Origin of the sequence: Streptomyces sp. NPDC127177 (assembly GCF_042672475.1) — a bacterium.
GTDB lineage: Bacteria > Actinomycetota > Actinomycetes > Streptomycetales > Streptomycetaceae > Streptomyces.
Map to the genome: position 1 here is coordinate 1 of NZ_JBHXUW010000091.1, position 24,936 is coordinate 24,936.

17 protein-coding genes are annotated in these 24,936 nt (G+C 73.8%); 3 read left to right on the top strand and 14 right to left on the bottom strand.

The window, feature by feature from the left end; translation table 11 throughout:
* Positions 1-35 precede the first annotated feature (35 nt).
* From fxsT (ACFVJX_RS34290) to ACFVJX_RS34350, 13 genes are all read right to left on the bottom strand, one after another.
* Positions 36-3,338, bottom strand: a complete 3,303-nt coding sequence (fxsT, locus tag ACFVJX_RS34290) for an FxSxx-COOH system tetratricopeptide repeat protein (RefSeq protein ID WP_384136122.1) — start codon at positions 3,336-3,338, stop codon at positions 36-38.
* The gene (locus ACFVJX_RS34295; protein ID WP_384136120.1) at positions 3,328-4,629 is read right to left on the bottom strand and encodes a CHAT domain-containing protein; all 1,302 of its coding nucleotides are present in this window, start codon (positions 4,627-4,629) and stop codon (positions 3,328-3,330) included. The genes fxsT (ACFVJX_RS34290) and ACFVJX_RS34295 overlap by 11 nt, the downstream gene beginning before the upstream one ends.
* Entirely contained in the window at positions 4,619-6,502 is a 1,884-nt protein-coding gene (locus ACFVJX_RS34300) for a hypothetical protein (protein ID WP_384136118.1), read from the bottom strand. The genes ACFVJX_RS34295 and ACFVJX_RS34300 overlap by 11 nt, the downstream gene beginning before the upstream one ends.
* Positions 6,503-6,506: 4 nt before the next feature.
* Positions 6,507-7,472 carry an AAA family ATPase gene (locus ACFVJX_RS34305; RefSeq protein WP_384136117.1) on the bottom strand — a complete coding sequence of 322 codons (966 nt, stop codon included), beginning with the start codon at positions 7,470-7,472 and terminating at the stop codon, positions 6,507-6,509.
* The gene (locus ACFVJX_RS34310; protein WP_384136115.1) at positions 7,469-7,885 is read right to left on the bottom strand and encodes a CU044_2847 family protein; all 417 of its coding nucleotides are present in this window, start codon (positions 7,883-7,885) and stop codon (positions 7,469-7,471) included. Before ACFVJX_RS34310 ends, ACFVJX_RS34305 begins: the two co-directional genes overlap by 4 nt.
* 82 nt (positions 7,886-7,967) lie before the next feature.
* The gene (gene fxsT, locus ACFVJX_RS34315) at positions 7,968-10,961 is read right to left on the bottom strand and encodes an FxSxx-COOH system tetratricopeptide repeat protein (protein ID WP_384136113.1); all 2,994 of its coding nucleotides are present in this window, start codon (positions 10,959-10,961) and stop codon (positions 7,968-7,970) included.
* An 81-nt stretch (positions 10,962-11,042) separates the two neighbouring features.
* The gene (locus ACFVJX_RS34320) at positions 11,043-12,434 is read right to left on the bottom strand and encodes an aKG-HExxH-type peptide beta-hydroxylase (protein WP_384136111.1); all 1,392 of its coding nucleotides are present in this window, start codon (positions 12,432-12,434) and stop codon (positions 11,043-11,045) included.
* Positions 12,431-13,570, bottom strand: a complete 1,140-nt coding sequence (locus ACFVJX_RS34325; RefSeq protein ID WP_384136124.1) for an FxsB family cyclophane-forming radical SAM/SPASM peptide maturase — start codon at positions 13,568-13,570, stop codon at positions 12,431-12,433. The genes ACFVJX_RS34320 and ACFVJX_RS34325 overlap by 4 nt, the downstream gene beginning before the upstream one ends.
* 364 nt (positions 13,571-13,934) lie before the next feature.
* Positions 13,935-14,150: an FxSxx-COOH cyclophane-containing RiPP peptide gene (gene fxsA, locus ACFVJX_RS34330; RefSeq protein ID WP_384136109.1), complete on the bottom strand. Its 216-nt coding sequence runs from the start codon at positions 14,148-14,150 to the stop codon at positions 13,935-13,937.
* Positions 14,151-14,337: 187 nt separating this feature from the next.
* Complete coding sequence (locus tag ACFVJX_RS34335) at positions 14,338-17,766, bottom strand: SAV_2336 N-terminal domain-related protein (RefSeq protein ID WP_384136107.1); 3,429 nt, start codon at positions 17,764-17,766, stop codon at positions 14,338-14,340.
* A 7-nt stretch (positions 17,767-17,773) separates the two neighbouring features.
* Positions 17,774-18,796 carry an AAA family ATPase gene (locus tag ACFVJX_RS34340; protein WP_384136105.1) on the bottom strand — a complete coding sequence of 341 codons (1,023 nt, stop codon included), beginning with the start codon at positions 18,794-18,796 and terminating at the stop codon, positions 17,774-17,776.
* Between the two features lie 130 nt (positions 18,797-18,926).
* Positions 18,927-20,936 carry a trypsin-like peptidase domain-containing protein gene (locus tag ACFVJX_RS34345; RefSeq protein ID WP_384136103.1) on the bottom strand — a complete coding sequence of 670 codons (2,010 nt, stop codon included), beginning with the start codon at positions 20,934-20,936 and terminating at the stop codon, positions 18,927-18,929.
* A 56-nt stretch (positions 20,937-20,992) separates the two neighbouring features.
* Positions 20,993-21,556 (bottom strand): CU044_2847 family protein, encoded by a 564-nt coding sequence (locus tag ACFVJX_RS34350; RefSeq protein ID WP_384136101.1) that lies wholly within the window; start codon positions 21,554-21,556, stop codon positions 20,993-20,995.
* Between the two features lie 174 nt (positions 21,557-21,730).
* Between ACFVJX_RS34350 and ACFVJX_RS34355 the strand changes: the two genes are divergently transcribed.
* Positions 21,731-21,913, top strand: a complete 183-nt coding sequence (locus tag ACFVJX_RS34355) for a DUF6104 family protein (protein WP_351490621.1) — start codon at positions 21,731-21,733, stop codon at positions 21,911-21,913.
* On the opposite strand, the gene ACFVJX_RS34360 is transcribed toward ACFVJX_RS34355, so the two are convergent.
* Positions 21,914-22,774, bottom strand: a complete 861-nt coding sequence (locus ACFVJX_RS34360; RefSeq protein WP_384136099.1) for a hypothetical protein — start codon at positions 22,772-22,774, stop codon at positions 21,914-21,916.
* A 164-nt stretch (positions 22,775-22,938) separates the two neighbouring features.
* Between ACFVJX_RS34360 and ACFVJX_RS34365 the strand changes: the two genes are divergently transcribed.
* Together ACFVJX_RS34365 and ACFVJX_RS34370 are read left to right on the top strand one after the other, a co-directional pair.
* The gene (locus ACFVJX_RS34365) at positions 22,939-23,796 is read left to right on the top strand and encodes a DUF4097 domain-containing protein (RefSeq protein ID WP_384136097.1); all 858 of its coding nucleotides are present in this window, start codon (positions 22,939-22,941) and stop codon (positions 23,794-23,796) included.
* Position 23,797: 1 nt separating this feature from the next.
* On the top strand, positions 23,798-24,826 hold the full coding sequence (locus ACFVJX_RS34370) for a helix-turn-helix transcriptional regulator (protein WP_384136095.1): 1,029 nt from the start codon (positions 23,798-23,800) through the stop codon (positions 24,824-24,826).
* The last annotated feature ends 110 nt before the right edge of the window (positions 24,827-24,936 follow it).

The following is a 24,936-nucleotide window of genomic DNA, read 5'->3' on the forward strand; positions in this document are numbered from 1 at the left end:
ACCGGGCCCCCGGCCGTTGGCGTCCGTCACCGGGTTCAGATGATGAGCGGCTCGAAGGGCCAGAAGTCCGGTTCGGCGTCCGTCGGTACGGTGGCGATCGCCGCGTAGCAGTCCACGGACAGCGGATGCCGGCTGCCCAGTTCGGCGTTGGCCCGCTCCCAGTTGGCCCGCCCCAGCTCGACGGCGGCCCCGGGCCGCCCCGTGCGGGCCCGCATGAGCACCGCGTTGAGCGCGCAGCCGATCGTCCACGGGTGGCTCTCCCCGACCGCCCAGGACATCCGGGTGCGGGCCCGCTCGATCTCGTCGTACCCGTGGTCCCGGTCCCCCAGGGTCCACCGCATCAGGCCCAGGTTGCCCTGGGTGCCGACGGTGTAAGGGTGCCGCTCGCCCAGCATCCGCCGGTAGCCGTCCACCACCTGCTCGTGCAGCCGCAGCGCCCGGCGGTGATCGCCCGCCTCCCGTTCCGCGCCGGCCGCCGCCGTGGTGATCAGGAGGGTGAGCGGGTCGTGCTCGCCCAGCAGCCGCACTGAGCTGTCCCTGGTCGCGGTGAGCGCCGGCAGGGCGGAACGGGCTCCTTCCAGGGCGTACTGGCAGAGCGTCAGGTGGTACTGGGCGCGCAGCGTCTGCGGGTTGTTGCCGCCCATCCAGCGCAGATGCCGGCCCACGGTCTCCCGCAGCGCGATCTCCGCCTCCCGGTCCCGGCCGAGCAGCCGCAGGTCCATGGCCCGGTTGATCTCCGAGTACAGGGTGACCGGTGACTGCGGCGGCAGCACGGACCGCCGCCGCTCCAGGGTGAATTCGTCCCGCTCCAGCGCCTGGGCGTACCGGCCGAGCAGGCGCAGTGACACGGCGAGGTTGTTCTCCGCGTTGAGCGTGCGGGGATCGTCCGGGCCCAGCAGCTGCCGGTCCCGGTCGCGGATCGATACGGACAGGTCCAGGGCCTCCCGGTAGCGGCCGAGGCCCCGCAGGTCGGCGGCGAGCCCCCCGGCTGCGCGCAGATGGTCCGGGTCCAGTTCGCCGCGCTCGGCCGCCAGGAACTCTGCGGTGGTGCGCTCCACGCCCTCACTGGTCCGGTAGTCGCCCAGCGCGCGCAGCAGGTTGGCGTAGTGGTGGCGCAGGTCCCAGATCCGGGGGTGGGCCGGTCCCAGCAGCGTCTGCCAGGATTCCATCGCCGGGGCGGCGAACCGGACACCGCTGCCGTACTCCCCGGAGAGGTACATGTAGCGCAGGCAGTTGAGGACCAGTCGCTGCACCTGTGGATCGTCGCTCTCCAGGACCTCGGCCCATTTGAGGTGGGGGGTGAGAGCCGCGTAGGCCAGCCAGTGGTGGATGTCGGCGGGGTCGCCGGGATCGGCGGCGGCGAGTGCGCGGCGGGCCGCTTCCCGGTAGACGGGGCGGTCGTCCGCGGCTATGTCACCACGGACGTACTGGTGGACCATGCGGTGGATCTGCAGTGCCTCGTCGTCCCCGGTGGCGAGCGGGCCCGGGTCGGCCTCCAGGCGCACGACGGAGCGGTCCACCAGATGGCGCACCACCCCGGCCCGCCCCGCGTCGTCCACCGGGAGGCCGGGCAGGCCGGCACCGTCGAGCAACCGTACGGGGATGGATCCGGGCGCGAAGAAGGCGCAGAGCCGCAGGAGTTCGTAGGAGTCCGGGGATGTCTCGCGCAGCTGGTTCAGCTGGATCGACCAGCCGGTGAGGAAGGCGAGCGGATAGTCGACCGAGACCCTGAAGACGTCCTCCCGGTGGGGGTTCTCCAGGAGCCGGAGGTACTCCTCGACCGGCAGGTCGGAGCCGTTGAGCCAGCCGGCGGTCTGGTCGAGCAGCAGCGGCAGGTCCTCCAGCACCTCGGCCAGCCGGTCGGCCTCGGCCGGGGTCAGCCGGGGGGCGCGGCGCCGGATGAAACCGACCGACTCCTCGCGCCGGTAGGCGGCCACGCCGACCCGTACGCCGCGCTCCTCCTCCCCCGTGCTGCGGGAGGTGATCAGTACGTGCCCCGGGCCGGCCGGCACCAGGTCGCGGATCTGGTCCGGTTCGTCGGCGCCGTCCAGCACGACCAGCCAGCGGCCGTACGGTTCGCCGCGCCGAAGCGCCTCGTGCACGGCACGCAGCCGCTCCCCGTACTCCGGACCGGTGGACAGGTGCAGTTCGGGGGCGAGTTCGGCGAGCTTCTGGCGGCAGTGGGTACGCCGGTCGGCGGGCACCCACCACACCACGTCGTACTCGAAGCCGAACCGGTGGACGTACTCGGCGGCCAGTTGCGTCTTGCCCACGCCCGGCATCCCGGACAGGGTGACGGTGGCCCCGCCGGGCCCGCCCGCGTGGAACGCCTCGTACATGTCGGACAGCGGTTCCTCACGGCCGGTGAAGCGGGTGTTGCGGCGCGGCACCCCGCCCCATACCTCGGGCGTCCGGGCGGGGTGGCGGAGGCCCGGTCCGTCGGCGGCCCCGGGCAGCGGGTCGGTGGACAGCCCCAGGCGCAGGAGGAGCCGGCGCTCGGCCTCCTGCGGACCGGTGCCGTACAGCTCGACCGGGTCCAGGAGGGAGACGGCGCCGCGCAGCGGGGCGAGGGGCGTGAACCAGACCGCCGCGAAGCGCCCCGGGTCCGGGGCGACGGCCCTGCGCAGAGCTCGGTCCCACTCCTCGCGGCTCCGGTCCCCGAGCTGTACGTACCGGTGGCTGAGCAGGAGCAGCACGCGGCCGCCGGAACGCGCGAGCTGCCGCAGCGAGTCCTCAAGCGGAACGTCCGCCGGGGGGTCCCAGCGCTGCTGGCGGACCGTCAGCCCGCGCCGCTCCAGCCGGTCGGCGGTCCACGCCGCCCAGGCCCGGTCGGAGTCGGCGAAGCTGAGGGTGAGGGTGGTGGCGTCGGACGGGGGCGGGCCGGGCCGCGTGGTCCCGGCGGGCACTGCCGGGGCCCACCGTCCGGTCCGGCCGGGAGGTGGCGCCTGGGGACCGGCCGGTTCCTCGATGCGGCAGGGCAGTTCGGCCCTGCGGACGGGGGCGCCCCACTGGTTGGAGATGGTCAGCCGGAGCACGGCCGGTCCGGTGGCGGTGCCGGCGGTGACGAGGAACCTCGCCGGTCCGTACGTACCGCCGAAGCGGTGCAGTACGAGTCCTGGGTCGTCGAGCACCTCACAGACGAAGTGCGGGGCGCCGTCCAGCGAGACGCTGAAGGCCAGCTCCTCCTCCTCGTAGGGCCAGGCCTCGCTGTCCTCCTCGTTGTGGGCGTTCAATGGGCCGCGCAGGTCGACGCCGACGCACTGGACGGCGCCGGGGCCGACCTCGCGCAGCCACCCCACGACGGGCTCGATGAGCAGGGGCCGCTCTTCACCGTTCATGCTCTGCGCCCTCCTGTGGGCGGGGGCCGTCCGCGTACCGGCCGGTGAGGTGCAGAGTGCTGAGCGGGTGCCCGTAGTACTGGAACATGAGGCTGTAGAGCAGCCGCAGGACGTTGCGCTGGCCCCGCTCGTCGAACGAGCCGTCGTCCCTGACCATCAGCGGAACCCCGCCCTCGGCGAGGAAGGTCTCGTGGGCCGCCGTCCGGAAGGCCCGAAGTGCCCGCGCCACCGGCCGGTCCGGGTCGGCGGTCACCGTCTCGACGAGCCGGCGGATCATCTCGCGCGCCTCGGCGTCGCCGACCTTCCCCGCGGTGACGATGCAGCCGCCGGCCCCGTTGCCGAGGAAGACCTCCGTGAAGCCCCGCAGATACTGCCGGCCGTCCCCGTCGTGGTCGAGGAAGCGGCCGGAGTGGCAGGCGTTGAGACAGACCAGCGAACCGTCCCTGCTGAGCAGCCGCATGTCGTGGTCGTGGTACTCGGCCCATGTCACGTCGGCCAGGGTGAGGTTGCTGAGCTCCTGGTCGAAGGTGCCGTGGCAGCCCATGTAGACCAGTCCGGTCCGGTCGGCGGTGTGTTCGTCCAGACTCCTCAGGAAGGACACGATGCCGGAGTGCGGGCGGTGCTCGTAGGCGTGGAAGACCTCCCGGTCGGAGCGCATGTCCGGGTGGAAGTAGCCGAGCACCGCACCGGCCGGGGCGGCGACATCGGTCGGGAAGTCGTCGCCGCCGCGGACCGCGTCGAACCAGCGCGCCAGGTCGACGAGCATTCCGAGCATCCCGCCGGGCAGCCCCGCCTCCGGGACCGGTGGCAGGGTGAGCGCCTCCCAGGGCAGGTCGAATCCGGTCTGGTCGAGGATCACGAGTTGCAGCGCGTCCCCGTGGAGCTGCCGGCACCGGTTGATCCAGCGGGTCAGCGGGCCCTGGTTCAGTGACCAGCGGCGGATGGAACGCAGAAGTTCGGACGGGGGTTCGCCGCCCTGCCGGGCGTTGCCGAGGCTGATCGACACGGGCCGCCGCTGGCCGCCGCCGGAGGTGTACGGGAGCGGCGGCACGCCCCGGCACCAGGCTTCGAAGCCGAAGGTCTCCGGATGCCCCGGCGAAGGGCGTCGGCGGCGCACCCTGATCCGGGCGTACGTGGTGGCGGGCGGCTGTCCGGCGTCGACCGCCGCGGCGCCGAGCCCCTGTGGGGCGCCGGTGAGCGCCCCGGCCGGCAGGGCGGGCCGCGGGCCGGGCAACGCCTGTCCGGCCCGTCGGCCGATCCGGCGGATCACGTTGAGGGGGTCATCGCGCACGGACCGCCCCCTCCTCGCCGTCCCGAACCGCGATCACGCTGCCCCCGAGGGCGTCCGCGAGTTCGGCGGGCAGTGCGGTGTACGGACGCCGCCCCGGGTCGATCACGACACTGTGCAGCCGGGATCGGCCCAGGGCGCCGATCCGTCCGGCGGCCTCCACCGCGTCCGTCGTCCCGGTGCGCCCCGCCGCTCCCCGGTCCGGCCGTCCGCTACGGCTCGCGGCCAGCGGCACGTTGCCCCGCCCGTCGGTGACGACGACGAGCAGGGCCTCGACGAGACCGGAGCGGTGGTGCCGGAAAGCCCGGCGCAGGGCGCCGCCCGCCTGGTCGAGGCCGTGGGCGAGCGGGGTGGCGCGCCCGGCGGGACGGGCGAGCGCGGCGGCGATCCTCGGGTCCCTGGTGGACCGGGCGGCGAACGAACCGGCCCGCAGTTCGTTGGCGGCTCCCCGGGCGCCGACCTCCACGACGTGGACGGCGGCCCGGGTGACGTAGGCCCACTGGAGGAACGGTTCGAAGGCAGCGTGCCAGTCCCAGTCGCCGCGGCAGGTGTGATCGAGCACGAGGGTGAGCATCCGGACGGGCTCGGGTGCCCGTACATAGCCGCGCAGGTCCTGCGGGACGATCACCAATGGGCCCCGGCCGCCGCGTACCGCCCGGTACTTCGCGGCCTCCATCGCGGTACGCACCGGGGCGAGGTCCCACAGGTCACGGGCCCGCCGCACGCCGACGACGGCGCCTCGGGCGGCCCGGGCACCCGCCGTCCTGCGGGTGGGCGTCCGCAGCGTGCCGCCGTCCGGCCCCGGCCCCGCGGTGTCCTCCGGATACGGGGACGAGGAGGGCGGCCGGTCGCCCGGCACGGGGGCCGGTCCGAGGGACACGGCTGTCTCCGGCTCCTGGACCAACGTGTCGGCGTCGGCGGCCCGTTCGGGCAGGGGGCGGGGCCCGGGAGGTGCACGGTCCGGGCCGGGCCCGGAGAGCGGCGGCGGCGCGTGGGCCGGGGCGGACTCGGGTGGCGTCGGCGGCCGATGGGCCGTACGGAGGCGGATCAGCCGGGCGGCGCGGGCGACGTGCTCCGCGGTGACGTGCACCGGGGTGCCGGGGGCGGCGTCCAGCCGGGCCAGTGCGCGGGCCATCCGGGCCAGTGCGAGTGCCCTGCGGTGTCCGGGGCCCTCGTGGTCGTCCAGGTGGTCCAGCACGGACCCGGCGAACTCGTCGCCGAGCGTGGCGGGCAGCCGCGGGGCTCCAGGGCCCAGCACGGCGGCCCAGGCGGCGGGGAGCGGGCCGAGCGGCTCCGGCCCCGGAACGGGCCGCTGGCCGGGCACGGAGAGGCGGACGGGGAAGCGGTCCAGGAGGTGCGGTGAGAGGTGCGCGGCGTCCTCGGACCGGCAGAACGCCAGCCAGCGGGCGCGAGGTGTCCAGCTGCGTCGGATGCCGGAGTGTTCGAGGGTGGCGACGTCCGCGCCGAGCAGCTGAACGGCGGCCCGCATCCCCGGAACGCTCAGCCGGGCCAGATCGGGCACGACGACGAGGGGCGGTCCGTCCCCCGTCTCGGCCAACGGCCCCGGTCCGAGGGTGAAATCGATGCCGTCCGGGCCCCGCCGCACCCGGGGCCGCAGCCACAGGTCCTCGTCGACGGTCGCCGCGTCGAGCGTCGTGCGGGGCACCCCGGCCCCCGGCGGCCGGCCGGCCGCCGCACCGAGGACCGCGGCGAACGCCCCGGCCACGGCGGAGGCGTGCTCCGGGGGCAGGTCGAAGAGGAGGACCCCGGTCAGCGCCGGTTCCAGCGCCGAACAGACGAGCGCGGTCAGCAGCCGGTGGGAGTCGTCGTCCCGCTCCTCCGGTTCCTGGGCCTGCGACGGCCGGTCGGTGGACACCGGCTCAGCCGAAGAGGTCGCCGAGCGCGGCGTCCTCGTCCGGCCCCCAGGCGAACTCCGAGCCATGGGCGGATTCCGGCCTGCGATGGCGCAGCGCGAGCGGCAGCACCCGGCGCACGTGCCGGGGCTCCACCCGCCGCGTCTCCTCCCTGGCGGCCAGTGCGCGGGCGGCCTTGGCGACCAGGAGGTCACCGCGCTGTCCGACGGCACCCGTCCGGGCCGCCGCCTCGGCGCAGAGCCGGCTGACGTCGTCCTCCAGCAGGACGTCCGTCAGCCGGTCGCGGGCGGCCAGCAGCCGTTCGCGCAGCCGGTCGTTCTCCTCATGAGCCGCCAGCAGCCAGGTGGAACCGGCGGACTCGCGCTCCTCCTCGAAGGTGAGCACGGTGGTGATCATCCGGTGGCGCTGCTCGATGTCCAGTTCGGTCGCCGTGACCATCAGACCGAAGCGGTCGAGTAGTTGGGCACGCAGACTGCCCTCCTCCGGATTCATCGTGCCGACGAGCCCGAAGGAGACGTGGGTCTCGGTGTCGATGCCCTCGCGCTGGACGGACAGCACTCCGGTGGAGACCACGTCCAGGATGATGTTGACGATGTGGTCGTCGAGGAGGTTGACCTCGTCGACGTACAACAGCCCTTTCTCGTGGGCCTCTTCGAGCAGCCCTGCCTGGCGTTTCGCCTGGCCGCGCATCAGGGCGTCCAGCTCCCAGCCGCCGAGGACCCGGTCGTCGGTCGCGTTGATCGGCAGGGTGACGGGCAGCCGGCCGCCGGTCATCAGCGCGAAGGCGCGCACGACGGTGGACTTGGCCGTGCCGCGCTGCCCGGCGATGAGGACGCCGCCGATGCCCGGGGCGATGAAGTTCAGCTCCAGGGCGAGCTTCAGCTCGTCCTGCCCGACGACCCGGCTGTACGGGAGGATCGGGGCCGGCGCAGTCCGCGGGCCGGGGACGTCCGGCCGGGCCGCCCCGCTCATGAAGGGGCCACCACGGCGGTGGCCCCCTCCTCGCGTCCCGGCTGCCAGCGGAAGGTGACCTGGATCTGCGCCTCCGCACCGGCCTTCACCACGGCGGCCATCCCCGCCTCGAAGGTGATGCCGACCTGGAGCTCGACCTCGTCGGGCCGCAGCCCGTTCCCCAGGTCACCGAGCCTGCGCATGGCCTGGGAGGCGCAGCGGCGTGCCAGGTCGAGCCCGTCCCCGTACAGATCGCCCGCCGTCCCCAGAGCGCCCCTGGCCACGCGTCCGCGCCGGTCCCGGGTCTCCTCGCCGTCGTACAACGAGTACACGTCATCGGCCGGCGCCCCGGTGGTGGCGTACGCCTCGGCGTCGACCACCACCGGGATCGGACCGTCCTCCCCGGGTGCCACGGAACCCACAACGACAGCCATACGCCCCCCTGGATGACCAATCAGCTTGTTGCACAAGGGTACTGACGTTCCATCACCAGTCGCGTGGGTTTCGGGAAGGCGCTCAGATGATCGAAGGTTCGAAGTCCCAGAACGGCCGGTTCCGGGACCGTGCCGACACCGTATGGACGTGCTGGGCCCCGAGTGTCGCCGTCAGGTCTTCGAGCGCCTCCGACTCGACCTTCTCCGCCCGCTGCCTCTCCCGCAGGCCCCGCAGATCAGCCGCGTGAGCGATGCGGGCGGAGATGGTCAGGGGATGGGTGCGGCCCAGTACCTCGGTGGCCCGGGTGACGACCGACTCCGTCAACGCCGCAGCCGACTCCGGATCGCCCACCAGATTGCGCAACGCCGAGGCGTTGATCGCGCACCCCAGGGTCCAGGGGTGGTGCTCGCCCACGGCCCGGCCCATGTCGACGAGGGCATCCTCCAGTAGGTGGTGGGCCTGGTCCCGTTCTCCCACGTTGCGCAGGATCAGCGCATGGTTGGCACGTGTGCCCGCCACATAAGGATGATCCTCGCCGAGCATCTCGACATAGCCGTCCACGACCTTCTCGCTTATGCCCCTGGCCTGGTCGATGTCGGCGTGCTCCCGGGCGAAGAAGCTCTGACTGGCCGCGAACATCATGGTCAGCGGGTCGCCCTCGCCAAGCACCCGCTCGCCCCGCTCCAGGACCCTGGTGAACAGCACGGCTGCCCTGCCCCGTTCGCCGGAGCGGTACTGGCAGAGCGCGAGGTTGTGCTCGGCGCGCAGCGTCTGCGGATTGTCGTTGCCCATGACGAGCCCGTGCACCCTGGCGCTCTGGCTCTGGAGCGATTCGGCCTCTTTGTAGCGGCCGAGCAGACGCAGGTCGGTGGCGTAGTTCATTTCGGAGAAGAGGGTCCAGCTGTGGCGCGGCCGGAGCAGCTGGCGACGGGACTCCATGGTGCGCCGGTTGAGCTCGAGCGCGGCCTCGTACCGGCCCAGCAGACGGAGCGAGATGGCGAGGTTGTTCTGCGCGTTGAGCGTGCGCGAGTCCTGGTCGCCGAGCAGTTCGCGGTACGCGCTCAGGATCCAGCTGGACATCTCGTGCGCCTCGTCGTACCGGCCGAGACCCCGCAGGTCGGCGGCGAGGCCGCCGGCGGCGCGCAGGTGTTCCAGGTCGTCCGCGCCCCGCTCGGCGCGCAGGTGGTCGACGGCGGCGCGCTCGATGGCCTCGGTCCCGGCGTAGTCGCCGACGGCCCGCAGCAGGTTGGCGTAGTTGTAGCTGAGGTCCCAGACGCGAGGGTGGTTCTCGCCGAGCAGTTCGCGCCAGGCGTCCATGGCTCGGGAGCCCAGCTTGATGCCGGCCCGGTACTCGCCGGAGAGGTACATGTAGCGCAGGCAGTTGAGCACCAGGCTGTGCACCGAGGGGTCGGTGCTGCGGAGCACGTCGGCCCACTTCAGATGCGGGGTGATCTCCGCGTACGTGGGCCACTGCCTGGTGTCCGTGGGGCGGCCGGGGTCCGCGGCGGCGAGCGCGCGGCGGACCACGTCGATGAATTCCTGGCGGTCGCGCTCCGGCATGTCCTTTCGGACGATCTGGTGCACCATGCGGTGCAGGTAGATCGACTCGCCGGACGACGTCTCGTCGGCGACGGACTCGTGGGACTCCAGGCGGACCACGGAGTACTGCCGCAGCTGGCCGATGGCCTTGTTCCACAGCAGCGGATCGTTCATCAGGCCGGAGAGCTGCTCGGGCAGTTCGCCCGGCGGCATCTCCTTCAGCAGCCGTACGGGGATGGAGCCGGGTGCGAAGAAGCTGCACAGGCGCAGCAGGTCGACGGACTCGGGGACGGTGTCCCGGAGCTTGTTCAGCAGTATCGACCAGGCGGTCTGGAAGGCCAGCGGGAAGTCGGCGGAGACCTTGACGACGTCCTGGTCGATGCCGCCGCCCAGGAGTTCGATGTACTCCTCGACCGACATGTCGGAGTCGTTCAGCCAGCCGGCCGTCTGGTCGAGGAGCAGCGGGAGGTCCTCCAGCGCCTCGGCGAGCTCGTCGGCCTCGGTCTGGGTGAGGCGCGGGGCGCGGCGGCGGATGAAGGCGACCGATTCGTCGCGGGCGTAGACGGGGACCTCGACGAGGTTGCTGTTGTGCTCGCCCCATTCGGGGTTGCGGGAGGTGATCAGGACGTGGCCGGGGCCGGTCGGCACCAGGTCCCAGATCTGTTCCGGCTCGTCGGCGCCGTCCAGGACCAGCAGCCAGTGGGAGTGCGGGTCGCCGCGGCGCAGCGAGTCGCGTACCGCGCGCAGTCGTTCGCCGTACTCGGCGCCGGTGGAGAGGCCGAGTTCCGGGGCGAGTTCGGCGAGCTTCTGGCGGTAGAGGGCGCGGCGGTCGGCGGGGACCCACCAGACGACGTCGTACTCGGAGCCGAACCGGTAGACGTATTCGGCGGCCAGTTGCGTCTTGCCCACGCCCGACATGCCGTGGAGCGCGACGACGCCCGCGCCGGTGCCGGCGTCCTGAAGGGCCGTGTAGGCCTTGCTCAGCAGTTCCTCGCGGCCGGTGAAGCGGGTGTTGCGGCGCGGCACCCCGCCCCATACCTCGGGGGTGTCGGCGGGGTAGCGCGGGCCCGGCCTGGCGGTGGTGGCGTCGGGCAGCGGATCGGTGGGGAGTCCAAGGCGTACGAGCAGTCGCCGCTCGGCCTCGTCCGCGCCGACGTTGGTCAGGTCGGCGGCGCCGTAGACCGAGGTCGCGCCGGGCAGCGCCGCGGTGGTGACGGACACCGCGGCGAACCGGTCCGGGTCGGGTGCGACGACCTGGCGCAGGGCCCGGTTCCACTCCTCGTGGCTGCGGGGCCCGACCTGGAAGTACCAGTCGCTGAGCAGGATCAGGATCCGGCCGCGGGAGAGCATCAGGTCCCGCAGGGCGTCCTCGAGCGGCACCTCGACCGGAGGGTCCCAGCGCTGCTGGACGACCGTCACCCCGCGCCGCTCCAACCGGTCGGAGATCCACGCCGCCCAGGCCCGGTTGAAACCGGCGAAACTGAGGGTGACGGTCTGCGCCCCGGTTGCTCCAACTTGCTTACGCGTTCCGGGCATTCAACCGTCTCCCTGACCTCGTTGCGAGCTCTTTCAAGATACACCGGAGCGGTCTCGCGCCGGCCGGAATCACCTGGCTGCTCAGCTCCTGGGCGTTCCGTTCCTCTGCTGCCATATCACTCTGGCGGTGCTCACATACGCCTCCGCGCGAGCCAGGTGACCCGTGGGTGGCGGCGAATCCTCCAGACGGTGGTAGACCGTGATCATCTCGTTGACGAGTACCCGCCCCTCGGCGGTCAGGGCGGACGAGCCGGCCAGTACCGGCAGTACGGCACCGACCTGTTGGCGGCAGCGCGCGTGTTCCGCCCAGGCGAGGTCGCGGTGGGTGACCCGGCGGGCGCCGAGCGCGAACCGCTGCCAGTAGTCGGCGAGCGCCAGGTGCGAGTAGGCGCCCTGGAGCAGCCCGTCGAACGGCCTGGGGTCGGAGCGCCAGGGCGCGAAGTGCCGGGGGGCGGCGTCCTCGTGGTGCAGCCGGACGAGGGCGCCGAGCGCGGCGAGTTTGGTGTGCTGGAGTTCGTGCACGAGCGTCGAGGCGAAATAGGCGGAGGTGGCGGGCTTGCTGCTGAGGACCGCGCCGAACGCCTCGCGCCGGGTGCCGCTGCAGTGGGCGGCGCCCTGCCCGGTCGGCCCGGAGCCGGGCGGCGGCCCGAGCGGGACGAGGCAGCGCAGCAGGACGGCCGCTTCGGTGATCCGGTGCTCGCCGCCCACCCGCAGCAGGGGTTCGACGCCGGACCAGGACTCGGTCCAGGCCTTGCGTTCGTGGTCGTCGATATGGGTGGCGGCGCTGAGCCCGTGGCGTTCGAGTCCGGTGCCGCGGGTGCGGTACGGGTCGAGGTCGTCCAGGGGTACGGGGCCGGCGCCCGGCAGTACTTCGGGCAGGGTGAGTACCGGCAGCCAGCGCGGGTCGGCCGAGCTCATGGTGGTGTCCGGCAGGGTCCGTACCGAGAGGGGCGGCGCACCGGCCGGGCGGACCGTCATCACGCCCTCCTCGAAGCCGATGTCGACCGGTCCGGTGTCCGCCCGCACCGCGCCCAGGGTGGGCAGGGAGAGGAGCCCGTCGCGGGGGGTGAGCCGGGCGGTGCAGGGCAGCGCGGCCCGGATCGCGGCGGCCGTCGCGAGGGCGCTCAGATGGGCCAGGTCGGCGTGGAGTTCCGGGCCCGTCGCCGTGGTGCCCGTGAGGCCGCCGAGAAGGCGTTGCGCCCAGGGGCCGGCCATGGGGTGGAAGAGCACGGTGCGCACTGCGGCCCGGTCGGCGCGCTCGGCCGCTTCGAGCAGCGCCCAGTCCTCCCGCAGCCGGTCGAGGAGTGCCGGTGGGCACACGGTCGCGGGGGCGCCGGCCGCGGCGTCGAGCAGGGCCCGCAGGAGGACGAGGCGGCGGGTGTCCTGGTCGCGTACGAGCAGTCCGAGGGAGTCGGTGTCGCCCTCGGTGCGGCCGAGTTCGCGCAGTACGCGATCGGGGATGGCAGGGCTCATGGGGGGTCTCCTGCGGTTGCGTCGGCGAGCCGGTCCGCCACGTGGCGGACCAGCCGTTCGAGGTCCGCGCAGTAGACGGATGGGTTGATGAAGCCGTTCTCTGCGCGGTAGCGGTGGGCGTAGTGGCCGCCGCCGCACACGGTCAGCAGCGGACAGGCGCGGCAGGCCGCGGCGAGCGCGCCGGCCCCTGCCTGACGGGCGGCGACGCCGGGGTGGCGCAGGGCGTCGTCGAAGGTGTGGCGGAAGACGTCGAGTCCGGTGGCGGCGGCCGTGTCGTAGGCGGACTTGAGGGAGTCGACCTGTTCGATCGACCCGTCGGTCTCGACCACGACCGCGTTGATGGGGTCGAGTCCCAGGGATTCGGTGGCCGCGGGCAGGCCGAGGAGCAGGGCGACGCACTCCTCGAACAGCCGGATCCTGGTCTCCCGCCGGGCCGCCGGCCACCAGCGGTCGAAGACGGCGCACAGCCAGTCGCCGTACGGGGTCGCCCGGCCCGAACCCGGTCCCATCGGGATCCGCTCCGCGTCCGGCAGACCGGGCGGCGGGTTCGTCCAGTTGCCGTGCGGAAGCAGCAGGTCCAGGGCCGGCGGGCGCAGGGCGAGCAGCGACTCGTACATCTCCAGCGGGTCGGTGCGCGGGTCCACGACGGTCAGGATGCCCGCGTACGCGTCGGGGTGGCGGTCGGCCAGGAGCCGCGCGCCGCGTGCGGCGGCGGGCCAGGAGGGGCGGCCCGCGTGGTCGGTGCGCTGGGTGTTGTGGGCGGCCAGACCGCCGTCCAGGCTGATGCCGATGCTGATGCCGTGCCGGGCGAGCGTGCTGACGCCCGCGTCGGTGAGCAGCGTGGCGTTCGTCTGCACGGTGGCGTGGACGGTACAGCCGCCGGGCACCCGGTCCCGTACCCGGTCGGCGAGGGCGGCCAGCCGGTCCGGGCCCGCGAGGAGGGGTTCGCCGCCGTGCAGCACCAGGGCGACGTGCCGGAGCCGGTGCGTGGCGGCGTGTTCGGCGATCCGGTCCGCGGTGCGGTCCAGGACGGCGGGCGCGGCGGCGGCCGGTCGGTCCCGCCAGGTCCGGTCGGGGCCCGCGTACAGGTAGCAGTAGCGGCAGGCGAGGTTGCAGCGGCCGTGCACCTTCACGATGAACTGGCCGAACGGTACGGGCCGGGGCGGACCCGGGCCGCCGCCCGGTTCCGGGCGCGGGCCGGCGCCGGGTAACGGCTCGCCGCTCCCGTCCGCGTACCGCTGCTCCCCCTGCGGCGTCGCCCGTCGGACCACTCCGGCACCCCCGTGCTGTACGTCTGCCGGGACGGCCACCCGCTCCGGCCCGGGGTGAGTATCCCCGGCGCGCGGCGTGAGCGGGCCCGTACCGGGCGATGTTGTCCTGATCGGCCGCGCCCCGGGCCGGAACCGTGCGGGTCCGGTACCTCGCGTGCGGATCGGCCCCGGCCCACGGGGTCCGGGCCGATCCGGACCGGGTGCCCGGGGCGCCGCGGGGCCGTCCGCCTCAGAAGGCGTTGTTGAATCCCCAGAGCATCTCGCGCGGCTGTTCGGCCCTGCCCCGCAGATCCGCGACCACCTCGGTAAGTACCGGGTGGTCCAGGGTCCGCAGGGTCTCCAGATCGAGCCCCAGCAGATCCGGCAGCGCGCCCGCGGCTCCGGACGCACCACCCCCGACGGAGCCGGGCACACCCGCCCCGTCGTTACGTGTCGACTCGCTCATCACGCCTCCCCGTACTCAGCACCGGGCCCGCCACGCCGCGCTCGCCGTTGAGCGCGCACCGCCGGTCCCGCGTCCCTGACCCGCTTCGTCCTTCTGCCCGCGCCCGCCGGCCGGCGCCGGTCGCGCGCCGGTCGTGCCCGTACCCGGTCCGGACGCGACGCCGCGCCGGGTGCTCGTCGTTGAGCACTCAGCGCTCCAGCGCGGCCAGCCGCTCGGCGGTCGACTCGCCCGCCGCTCCGCCGCCGTCCGGCAGCTTGCGCCACTCCAGGCGGGCCGCCCGGTACGCCTCTCGCGCGGCCCGGGGGCGCCCCGCTCTCTCATACGTCATACCCCGCCAGTGGTTGGCTGTAGCACCCAATTCCACCGCCTCCTGAAGACGTTGCGGACTCTCCAGCTCCGCTTCCGCCTGCCGGGCGGACTCGGCGGCCGAGCGGAAGGCCTCCGCCGCCTGGTCGCGGCGGGCCGGTCTGGCCATGAGATCGGCGGCCTCCAGATGGGCCCTGCCCAGCTCCAGCCAGCAGCGCGCCGAGGTCAGCGGAGCCGCGGCCTCCTGCGCGGCCAGCCCGAAGAGGTACTCGGCCTCCCGCAGGTCGACCCGGTCCGTGGTCGCCCGGTGCCGCAGCATCAGCGCCCGCCCGAGCATCAGCAGCCGCTCCGACTGGTGCGCGCCCCCGGCCGGTGTCTCGGTCCGGCAGTCCCGCAGGACCCGCACCGCCGCGCCGATGTGCGCGCCGCCGTCCGGCAGTTCGGCTCGGCGCAGCAGCGTGCCGCCCCATTCGGCGAGCAGGTCGGTGTGGGCCCGGGAGTCCCGGGGGACGCCGCGGGAGGCTCGGGCGAACCAGTCGGCGGCGGCCACGAGTTCCTCAGGATCACCGGTGTGCTCGTAGCGGGCGGCCCGGACCCGCCCGGCCCTGATCTGCAACTGCGCCCGCTGCCGCTGTTCCCGTACGGTCTCCAGCGCCTGGCCGGTCAGGGCCGCGGCCTCGTCCGGCTCCTCGCCGGAGGCCAGCAGCGCGTCGACCAGGTCCAGCACGATGCGGACCTCGGTGCCCATGGTGTGCCGGCCGCCCTGGGCGAAGGCGGTGCGCAGCGAGCGGGCCGACTGCCGGGCGAACTCCCTGGACTGTTCGGTGTCCTCGGTGGCCCCGGCCAGTTTCAGCAAAGTCCGGCCGTGCTGGAGCGGGAGGGCGGAGGGGCGGTTCTCCTGGTCGGGCCAGGAGTCCGCGAAGGCCTCCAGCATCCCGCACGCGCTGTGCAGCAGGGCGCTGTCGCCGTCGAGCCGCCACTGCGCCTCCAGGGCCCGCACCCGCTCCAGGGTGAGCCGCAGCGCCTCGCCCGGTTCCAGGCCGGGGGCCGCGCAGGCGGCGGTGTACTCGCGGTCGGCGCGGCGCAGCAGGTCCAGGGCGCCGCGCCGGTCGCCGCGCCGCCGTCGGTCGTCGGCCGCCGCGTGCAGCACCTTGGCCAGTACGGCCCGTTCGCGTACCGCACCGGGGATCGCGGCCGCGCGTTCGGCGGCGCGTTCGGCCTCGCGGAGCAGGTCGGCGCCGCCCTGCACCTCCCACAGCCGCAGGACGCAGCGTGCGTACTCCGCCCAGAGCCCGGGGTCATCCGACTGCTGCGGACCGTTGTCGGCGGCTCCCCTCAGCAGCTGGACCGCGTCGATCAGGCGCTGCACCATCTTGTCGGTGTCGAACTGCCGCACGAGCGCGCGGGCGCGCTCCACGACGGGGGCGGTACCGGGCACCGGCGGCCGGGGATCGGCGGGTGGCGAGGTCACGAATCTGGGGGGCACGGGCATGAATCGCTCCAGTACGCGGGCTGCTACCTCGGCAAAGGCATGGGGGACGCGCGGTCCTCCGCGCCTGTCCACCCGCCCGTCCGCCTCGTTCTCCTCGTCCGCCTCGCTCTCGTCGCTCCCGTCGTCCGGGTCGGACGCCTCGCCCGCGCCGGCGAAGGGCGATTCACCGGCCCCGCCGTCGCCGAGCTGGGCGAAGGCCAGGGCGGGGAAGTTCGGACCGCCCTTGCCGAACCGCGTCTCTATGTACTCCGAACAGTGCTTGAGGACGAGCAGGGCCTCGTCCCGGCCGAGCGGGCCGAGCAGCGCCTCCTGGACGCCCGGCTCGAACGCGTACCACTGGCCGCGGCCCCCACCGCCGTCGGCGCGCGAGAGCAGTCCGCTCAGCAGCACCTCGGCGAGTTCGGAAGGGCCCGACTGCGGCAGCATCGTGCGCTGCACGAGCTGCATCACCGGAAGGTAGAGGGGTGCGGCCGCGAGATAGACGGCCAGTTGTCCGGCCACCGGTGAGCCGGACGAGCGGAAGCGGCTGACCAGTTGGAGCGAGGAGAGTGTGGCGCCTGAGCGCTGCGCGGCGGCCGCGGGCTGGTCGGCCCGTACCCAGCCGACCGCTCCGGAGATCCGCGCCGCCCCCGTGCCGGAGAGCAGCCTGGCCCAGGCCGCCAGTGCGTCGGGCACCGGCGGGAGGACGGGAACCGCCAGGGCGCCCGGATGCACCGCGGGTCCGGTTCCGGCGTCCTCGGTGACCTTCAGCAGGGTGGCTCCGGCGAGGCCGTCGCCGCGGGAGAGCGAGCCGAAGGTGACCGGCAGCCGGGTGCGGTTCCACATGCGTTGCGGCAGCGGCTGCAGTACGGCGACGGGGGCCTGCCGGGCCAGCTGGTGCAGCAGCCGGTGGGCCCGCCCGCTGTGCCAGAGCGGTCCGGCGCAGTCGCTGATCACGACGGTGACCCGGCGCCCGGTCGGGTCGCTGAGCCGGTCCGCGGTGTGCAGCGGGGCCGCGGCCGGGTCGGAGCTGCGGCTGACCGCGCAGCCGCCGTCCGGGCCCTGGTGCAGATAGCGCACCTGCACGTCGCGGAAGGCGCCCAGCTGGCCGAAGATCTGCTGGAGTTCACCGAACATCCGGTCCCATACGAGCATGGAGGACGAGGCGTCCATGACGCACTGGAGGATCGCGTCGGCGCGGCCGACCCCACGGAACACCGGCATGACCGTGCCGCCCGCACGGGCGCTGAGGTCCGCGGTCGCTTCCTCGTCCAGGACGCGCCGCAGCGGTGCGGAGACCGGGCGGTAGCGCTGCAAGGGGCGCAGCGCCCGGGTGAGTTCGAGCGGGGCGGGCAGGACGGGAGCGGCCGGGACGCCGAGGGGCAGCACGGTGGCACGGGACGCCGCCCCGGGGCTCCCGCCGGTCGCGGGCTCGTCCTCGTCCCGGTCGTCGCCGCCGTCCCGTGCGGGACGCGGAACGGGGTACAGGGCGATCCGCCCGTCGTCGCGCGGCTCGTGGGCCCCGTCGGGCCGTTCGTCCGCGTCGGCGTCCGGGACGCGCCGGCCGTCGCGCGGGCCCACCGGTCCCACCGGGCCCGGGGTCGTGAGCTCGTCGGCCGTACGGTCCCGTGGGGGCGCGGGCTCCCGCGGATCGTCCGCCGGAGCGCCGGTGGTGCGGGTCCACCTGGCCAGCCAGATGGCGTCGCAGAGCTGCTCGACGTCGGTGTCGAGGCCGGCCCCGCGCAGTCGCGCGACGAGCGCCGGCAGTAACCCCCGGTCGTGCGGTTCGGGGGCATCGCCCGCCGCGGGCGCACCCGGTTTCTCGTCGGCCCCGGGCATCAGCACCTCACCTCGGCCGGTCGAGTCGCTGGATGAGCAGGTCTGCCAGCCGGTCGCGGCCGGTGGGCGCCGCCGCGTGGGTGAGGTAGATCGCGTTCAACAGCTGGTCCGTGGCCAGTAGTTCGCTGCGTGAGCGCTCCAGGAAGTGGGTGATGAGGTCCTCGCTGGAGCGGGCGGCCTCCTCGCCCAGGTGGGCCTTGACGAAGGCGGCCAGCCGCTTGTGGTCGGGGCGGTCGAGTTCCAGATGGATGCAGCGGCGCATCAGCGGTGCCGGGAAGTCCCGCTCGCCGTTGCTGGTGAGGACGACGAACGGGAAGGCCCGGCACTGCACCCGGCCGCCCCTGATCCGCACCTTGTTGCCGTCGTGGTCGAGCACGTCCGCCTCGCCGTCGGGCAGCCGGTCCACGATCCGCTCCAGCTCGGGAATGGCGAACTCGCCCTCCTCCAGCACGTTCAGCAGGTCGTTCGGCAGGTCGATATCGCTCTTGTCGAGCTCGTCGATGAGCAGCACCCGAGGCCGGTCCGAGGGCAGCAGGGCGGTTCCCAGCGGACCGAGCCTGATGTAACTGCCCACGTTCTGAGCGGAGTCGGCGCCCGCACCGCCGCCGGCCGAGGCGTGCGACGCGATCTGCACGTCCTGCAGCCGGGCGATCGCGTCGTAGTGGTAGAGGCCGCCCTGCAGGGTGGAGCGGCTGACGATGGGCCAGCGCAGCACCTTGCCGAATTCGAGTTCCCGGGCGACGGAGTGGGCGAGGGTGCTCTTTCCGGCCCCCGGGTCGCCGGTGACCAGCAGCGGACGCCGCAGATACAGCGCGGCGTTGATCATTTCGAGCTCCTCGGCGCCCGGCCGGTGCTCCTCGGCCACGCGGCCGGGGATGCCGAGCCGGCGGTCGGCCGATTCGTCCCCGTCCACCGGGGCGCCACGACCGCCCGCGAAGTCGCGCCAGGGCGGCGGGGGCGGCAACTGCGGTACGCCGTCGTGCGGTTCACCGATCCCGCGGTAGATGAGCCACTCGCTGGGTTCACTCATAGCGTGGTCCTCGTCGTCACTCGTCCGCCAGGGACAGCAGCCGTCGAACGTGCCTTACGGTAGCGATCCGGCGTACCCCCCGTAAGAGGCGGGCAGCCACGGTCCTTCGGTGGATGACCGGCGCGTTCCGTCACGGCGCCTCCAGGAACGCGTCCGAGCCGGGCAGGGGGTGGTGGGGGTCGTCGAAATACAGGGCGACACCGTCGGACCAGTACGTCTCCGTACGTTCCGCACGCACTCCCTTTCTCAACTCATGAATTTTCAGCGGCAGTCCGTCCCTGGCGTGCGCCTCGGTGACGGCCTCGGCCACGCGTCGGTGGAATTCCGTGCAGACCGTGTCGCTCTCCGTCGGCCGCCGTTGCAGCAGGGCCACACCGAATCCGGTGTCGAGCACCCGCACCGCCCCGGCCGTGATCCCGGGGTCCGGCCCGCTGCCGTAGCGGCACAGCACCGGCACGCTCTCGTGGGCCAGGGTGCGCAGCTGCGCGACCTCCGGTACTCGTACCCACAATTCGTTCTCGCAGTCGACGACTTCGGCCCGCATCCCGGCATCGGCGGCCGCGTCCCAGCGTGCCAGTCGCTCGTCGGCCGGACCGTGGTAGGTGCTGCGCAGGACCACCGGGCGTACCACGCCCAGCGGCAGCCCGTCCGTGGGGAGTTCCCAGCGGTCGACCTCGAGACCGAACAGCGCGGGGGCGACGGCGACCTGGAGCAGGGCCGGGCTGCCCGGCTCGTCGCACTGCCGGAACGCCTCGGTCAGGGCCGCGGCCAGCCGGTCCGGCAGGGTGTCGAGCGCGGCGCCCTGGCTGTCCTCGCCGACGGGCTGCATCTCGCCGCCGGGGCGGGCGACACCGATCCGCCAGTCGTAGCGGTCCCGGACCCAGCCCTGGGGCTCCAGTTCCAGTACGACGTAGGCGCGTTCGCCGTAGCGGGCGGGTCCGCCCACCGGTGCGCGGGCCCGCCGGCGGTTCTCCTCCAGGCGCAGCCGGACGGCGGCCCACTCCAGGGCGAGCTGCTGCCGGAAGTCCCGGGACAGCTCGTCCTCCGCGATCCGTTTCACCCACTCCCACAGCGACTTGGCCGCGGTCCGGGTGGACGGCACGTCGAAGGGGCGGTCGGCGGCGAGCACGCCCATGCAGTAGCGCAGGACCAGTTCGAGCGGGGCGTCCCGGTCCCGGGCGCGGGTGTCGTACAGCGCTCCCAGACCGTCCCGCCAGCCGCGCGGGGCCGGGCGGTGGTCGCGGGAGTGGACGCCGGGCAGGGAGTCGAGGAGGCCGAGCAGGCTGCGGGTGCTGACCGGCGGCGGGAACTCGGCGAGCCGCCCCAGCAGGTCGGCCCGCCGCTTGGGGCCGAGGACCCCGCCGGGCGGGGCCGAGAGCTCGCTCTGCGCGTCGGCCCAGGTCCGCTCGGTGCTGGCCGGGCTGTTGTGCCGGTCCGCGTGGTAGCGGTCATGGGCGTGGAAGACGGACTGGTAGGTGTCGTCGGCCTCGGTCTCGACGGGCGTGGACGGCACCTTCAGGGTGCGCAGCCGCTCGATGCCCACCGCCGTACCGCCCTGGTGGTTGTCCAGCCGCGACTTGATGACCCCGACCACCTCGCCCCGGGCGAGATCCACCACGGGCCCGCCGGACATGCCGAGCTCCAGCCAGTCCCCGTCGAGCCGGACGACCTGTTCGGCGTCGTCCGACGCGCCGTAGGCACCCTTCACCACACAGACACCGCTGCGCTTCAGCAGTCCGCCGCCCTGCGAGGGCGCCCAGCCCACACAGTGGATCTCGCGGCTGCGGAGCATGGCCTCCGAGCGCTCGGTGACATGGACACAGGTGTGCTCGACGGGCCGCTGGAGCTTGATCAGCGCGAGGTCGGGGGCCGGCCAGCCCGTGGCGCCCTGCGGACGGGCGGCGGGCATCGCGGCGACGACCTTGCCCGGCACCTCGCTCAGTTCACTGCTGTAGCGGTCCTCCTTGAACCACACGTTCACCACGCCCCCCTCCCCTCGCATCGCCACGTGCGCGCACGTCAGGATCCAGCTCGGGGCGATGAAGAAGCCGCTCCCCAGGAAGTCCCCGCCCGGTCCGTCCTGGGCATACCCGGACGCCGGGCGATGGATGCGCACGGTGGCGTCATGCACGAGGTCCATGAGAGCAGCCTGCGGCCCGCCGAGACCCCCCTCTGCGCCCCCGTCCCCATCGGAGGTCATGCCGCGCCGCCGTCGGTGTCGTCCGCCCCGTCCGGGCGCGCCGGGGCGCCGGGGGACGCACCGGCGGGCGGGACGGGGGGCGCGGGCGCCGGCGCGGGGGGCGGCGCCCCCGGGGGCGCGAAAGCGGGCGTTCCCGCCCCAGGCGCGGGGGCCTGTGCGGGTAGGGGCACGGGGGCCGGCGGGGGCGGGTCGACGGGTGGTCCGCCGCCGTTCCAGGTGAGCGTGACCTTGATGGCCCCCTTGGCCTCGCCGTCCGCGAGGAGCCCGACGACCTTGCCCGACTTGGCGGTGAGCTCGATCCCGAACTCGACGCTGACCTCGTCCGGCCGCACGGCGCGCAGCGGCACGGCGAGGGAGCGCGCGACGCTGGTCACCACGGACTGGAGGCTCTCGACCCGCGCCTGCACCCGGTCGGCGATGTCCCCGAATCCGGTGTCGGTGTACGTCGGCCCGTCACCGGGCGCCGGCACGTCCAGCTCCTCGGCTCCCGAGATCCGGGCCCAGACCGGTGTGCCGTCAGGCATCTCAATGCGCGTAATACGGGCCCCACTGTCACCCATGACACCCCCCGTTTCCCCAACTACCCGCAGGTTAACGGCCGTAGTCGGCCGATGCGAGGCACATGGGCGATGACGCGGGGGTGCGGCGGATCGGTTCGCGTGCGGCCCGCAGGGCCGGTGCGGGCCGGTCCCCAGGGCCGTTCCGCGCTGCCACCAGGCATTAAACTTGCCGCCATGTACTTCACCGACCGCGGTATCGAGGAGCTGGCGAAGCGGCGAGGCGAGGAAGAGGTCACTTTCGAGTGGCTCGCCGAGCAGCTGCGTACGTTCGTCGATCTGAACCCCGATTTCGAGGTGCCGGTCGAGCGCCTCGCCACCTGGCTGGCCCGGCTGGACGACGAGGACGACGAGGAGTAGTCACGGTCGCCGGCCGGCCCGGGGCCGCTCGTCCCGGATCCGGTCGTACGCGAGACCGAGTGCGCCGTGCACCATCAGGAGCGCCCCGGCGAAGACCCAGCCGCCGCTGCGGCGCCCGGCGCCCCAGAGCGCGAGCGGGAGACCCGCCGCGAGCTGTGCGCCCGCCAGGGCGCGGGCCCTGGGGCCGCGCATCCAGGGCCCGACCCGGCTGTTCTCGACGGCTTCGAGTTCGACCCGGACGGCGTCGCGCCAGCCGGTCCACGCGATCCGTTCGGCATCCGGTCCCCCGTCGGCCGCGACGGTCAGCGCGGCCGCGGTCGCGCCGGGGTCGAGGCCGGCCGGGAGCGTCAGCCCCGTACGGGTGAGGACGGCGAGCAGTCCACGCAGCCGGACCCGTGCGTCCGCCTCCGGATCGGGGCGGGTCAGGGCCTCGAGCGCCTGCACGTCCAGTACGGGATCGAGGCCGAGCCGCTCGGCGAACGTACGCATCGCCTCGTCCTCACCGACCGGGGTCCCGTCCGCGAGCCACACGTAACCGACCGGACGGCGGAAGCCCGCGGCGAGGTTGTATCCGGCCCGGTCGCCGTCCCACCAGAGCGCGAGGACCGGCCAGGTGGAGCCGACGGCGAGCGCGGTGGCCCAGCCGCCCATCACCCGGTCCACGGGTTCGGCCGGCTCCCCCGGCTGCCGGCCCTGCCCGTCCCGCCAGGGCTTTCCCTCGGGTACGAGGACGCTCCACCCGTCTCCGGCGGGCGCGAGCACCATCCGCTCGCGCAGCAGATGGGCGACCGGCCGCACGGTCTCGGGTTCGGCCCGGCACAGCAGCAGTGCCCCCACGGGTGATGTCGCGTCCGAGTCCATGTCTCACACCGTAGGACACATGGTCACACTTTGATGCGATTTGTCCCTCCGGCCGACCCCATCCCGGGCAACGACCCGCCTTGACTTCCCCCATCCGCGATATATCGTGTTCTGCAAGAGACGCGATATGTTGCGTCATCCGCGCTCCCCAGGAGGTCAGATCCATGCCTGTGTCGACGTGGGCCATCGCCGAGCCTCAGAAGCTGACCTTCGACGAACCCGTGACCGCGCTCAGCGTGCGCGTCGTCAACGGCACGGTCAATGTCGTCGGCACGGACGAACCGACAGCCAGGCTGGAGGTCACCGACATCGAGGGACCACCGTTGATCGTGACCCAGAAGGACGGGGTCCTCACCGTCGCCTACGAGGACCTGGCCTGGCAGGGCCTGCTCAAGTGGTTCGACCGCAAGGGCTGGCACCGCCGCGCGGCCGTCTCCCTCGCGGTCCCGGCCGGATCGGCCGTGGAGGTCGGCGTGGTCGGCGCCGGAGCCTTCGTCTCCGGAATCCGCGGCCGTACGGACGTGCGCGGCGTCACCGGGGACACCACCCTCGTCGGACTGGCCGGACCGGTCGGAGCGGAGACGGTGTCCGGCAATCTGGAGGCCCAGGCCGTCACCGGCGATCTGCGCTTCCATTCGGTCTCGGGCGATCTGACGGTCGTCGAGGGCGCGGGGGTCTCCGTGAAGGCCGAATCGGTCAGCGGGAACATGGTGCTCGACCTGGACCCGACCGGGAAGCCCACGGACATCCGGCTCGCCACCGTCTCCGGCGAGGTCGCCATCCGGCTGCCGCACCCGGCGGACGCGAAGGTGGAGGCGAACACCGCGAGCGGCTCCGTCTCCAACGGCTTCGAGGACCTGCGGGTCAACGGCCAGTGGGGCGCGAAGAGGATCACCGGCACGCTCGGCTCCGGAACGGGCACGCTGAAGGCCACCACGGTCTCCGGCTCCATCGCACTGCTCCGGCGCCCACCGTCCGAGGACGATCCGCACGACGCCGAGCCGACCGGAAAGGTGCTCTGACATGCCCCCCGTATTCGCCCACGGCCGCCTGCGCCTGTATCTGCTGAAACTGCTCGACGAGGCCCCCCGGCACGGCTACGAGGTGATCCGGCTGCTGGAGGAGCGCTTCCAGGGCCTGTACGCGCCCTCGGCCGGCACGGTCTATCCGCGGCTGGCCAAGCTGGAGGCCGAGGGCCTGGTCACCCACGCCACCGAGGGCGGCCGCAAGGTCTACTCGATCACCGATGCCGGCCGCGAGGAACTGGCCGGCCGCACCGGTGAGCTCGCCGATCTGGAGCTGGAGATCAGGGAGTCGGTCTCCGAACTGGCGGCCGAGATCCGCGACGATGTCCGCGGCGCGGCGGGAAAGCTGCGCAGCGAGATGCGCGCCGCCGCGGACGAGTCCCGTCACAGCACCGGCCGCTCCGCCTCCGGGACGGGGACCGGCAGGACGGGTAAGCCCGGCAAGGAGTCCCCCTTCGGTGGCTTCGGTGACCTGGGCGACTTCGGTGACTTCGGCGACAAGGAGGCGTGGCGCACCGCGAAGGAGGAGCTGCGCAAGGCCAAGCAGGAGTGGAAGGAGCAGGCCCGCCGGGCGAAGGACGAGTCCCGACGCGCCCGCGAGGACGCCCAGCAGGCCCGCCGCCAGGCCAAGGAGGCACAGGACCGGGCGCGCGAGCAGATGCAGAACGCCGCCCGCCAGGTCCAGGAGCACTTCGCCCGGGGCGACTGGCCCGCGGGCGTCCGGGAGGGGCTGGCGGAGATCACCGGCCAGCTGGGCGGCTTCGCCCGCGCCGGCGGCCGGTCCCCTTACGTCAAGCCGGAGCCGGTCGACACCGATCCCGACTGGGGCAAGGACTCCGGCGGCACGGGTGACCCGGCACGCGATCTCGACCGTCTGCTGGACCGCTTCCGCGACGACATCCGGGACGCGGCACGGGACCGGGGCGTCACTCAGGAGCAACTGGCCGATGCCCGCCGCCACCTGTCGACGGCGGCGGCCCACATCGGGGCACTACTCCGGAAGGACCCCGACGGCTCGTCGGAGTGACGAACCCGGGGAAGGGGCGGGGGCGGGGGTGGGGGAACGCGGCCGGGGGGGGGGCCGGGGGGCGCGGCGGCGGGCCCCCCCCCGGCGGGGCCCCCCCCGCCGGGCCTGGC

Bases quoted from the DNA above. Each gene is read 5' to 3' on its own strand.
- ACFVJX_RS34310 (WP_384136115.1), bottom strand. From the start codon at position 7,885: ATGGCTGTCGTTGTGGGTTCCGTGGCACCCGGGGAGGACGGTCCGATC.
- ACFVJX_RS34355 (WP_351490621.1), top strand. From the start codon at position 21,731: ATGTACTTCACCGACCGCGGTATCGAGGAGCTGGCGAAGCGGCGAGGC.
- ACFVJX_RS34305 (WP_384136117.1), bottom strand. From the start codon at position 7,472: ATGAGCGGGGCGGCCCGGCCGGACGTCCCCGGCCCGCGGACTGCGCCG.
- ACFVJX_RS34360 (WP_384136099.1), bottom strand. From the start codon at position 22,774: ATGGACTCGGACGCGACATCACCCGTGGGGGCACTGCTGCTGTGCCGG.
- ACFVJX_RS34350 (WP_384136101.1), bottom strand. From the start codon at position 21,556: ATGGGTGACAGTGGGGCCCGTATTACGCGCATTGAGATGCCTGACGGC.
- ACFVJX_RS34345 (WP_384136103.1), bottom strand. From the start codon at position 20,936: ATGGACCTCGTGCATGACGCCACCGTGCGCATCCATCGCCCGGCGTCC.
- ACFVJX_RS34365 (WP_384136097.1), top strand. From the start codon at position 22,939: ATGCCTGTGTCGACGTGGGCCATCGCCGAGCCTCAGAAGCTGACCTTC.
- fxsT (WP_384136122.1), bottom strand. From the start codon at position 3,338: ATGAACGGTGAAGAGCGGCCCCTGCTCATCGAGCCCGTCGTGGGGTGG.
- ACFVJX_RS34335 (WP_384136107.1), bottom strand. From the start codon at position 17,766: ATGCCCGGGGCCGACGAGAAACCGGGTGCGCCCGCGGCGGGCGATGCC.
- fxsA (WP_384136109.1), bottom strand. From the start codon at position 14,150: ATGAGCGAGTCGACACGTAACGACGGGGCGGGTGTGCCCGGCTCCGTC.
- ACFVJX_RS34340 (WP_384136105.1), bottom strand. From the start codon at position 18,796: ATGAGTGAACCCAGCGAGTGGCTCATCTACCGCGGGATCGGTGAACCG.
- ACFVJX_RS34320 (WP_384136111.1), bottom strand. From the start codon at position 12,434: ATGAGCCCTGCCATCCCCGATCGCGTACTGCGCGAACTCGGCCGCACC.
- ACFVJX_RS34370 (WP_384136095.1), top strand. From the start codon at position 23,798: ATGCCCCCCGTATTCGCCCACGGCCGCCTGCGCCTGTATCTGCTGAAA.
- fxsT (WP_384136113.1), bottom strand. From the start codon at position 10,961: ATGCCCGGAACGCGTAAGCAAGTTGGAGCAACCGGGGCGCAGACCGTC.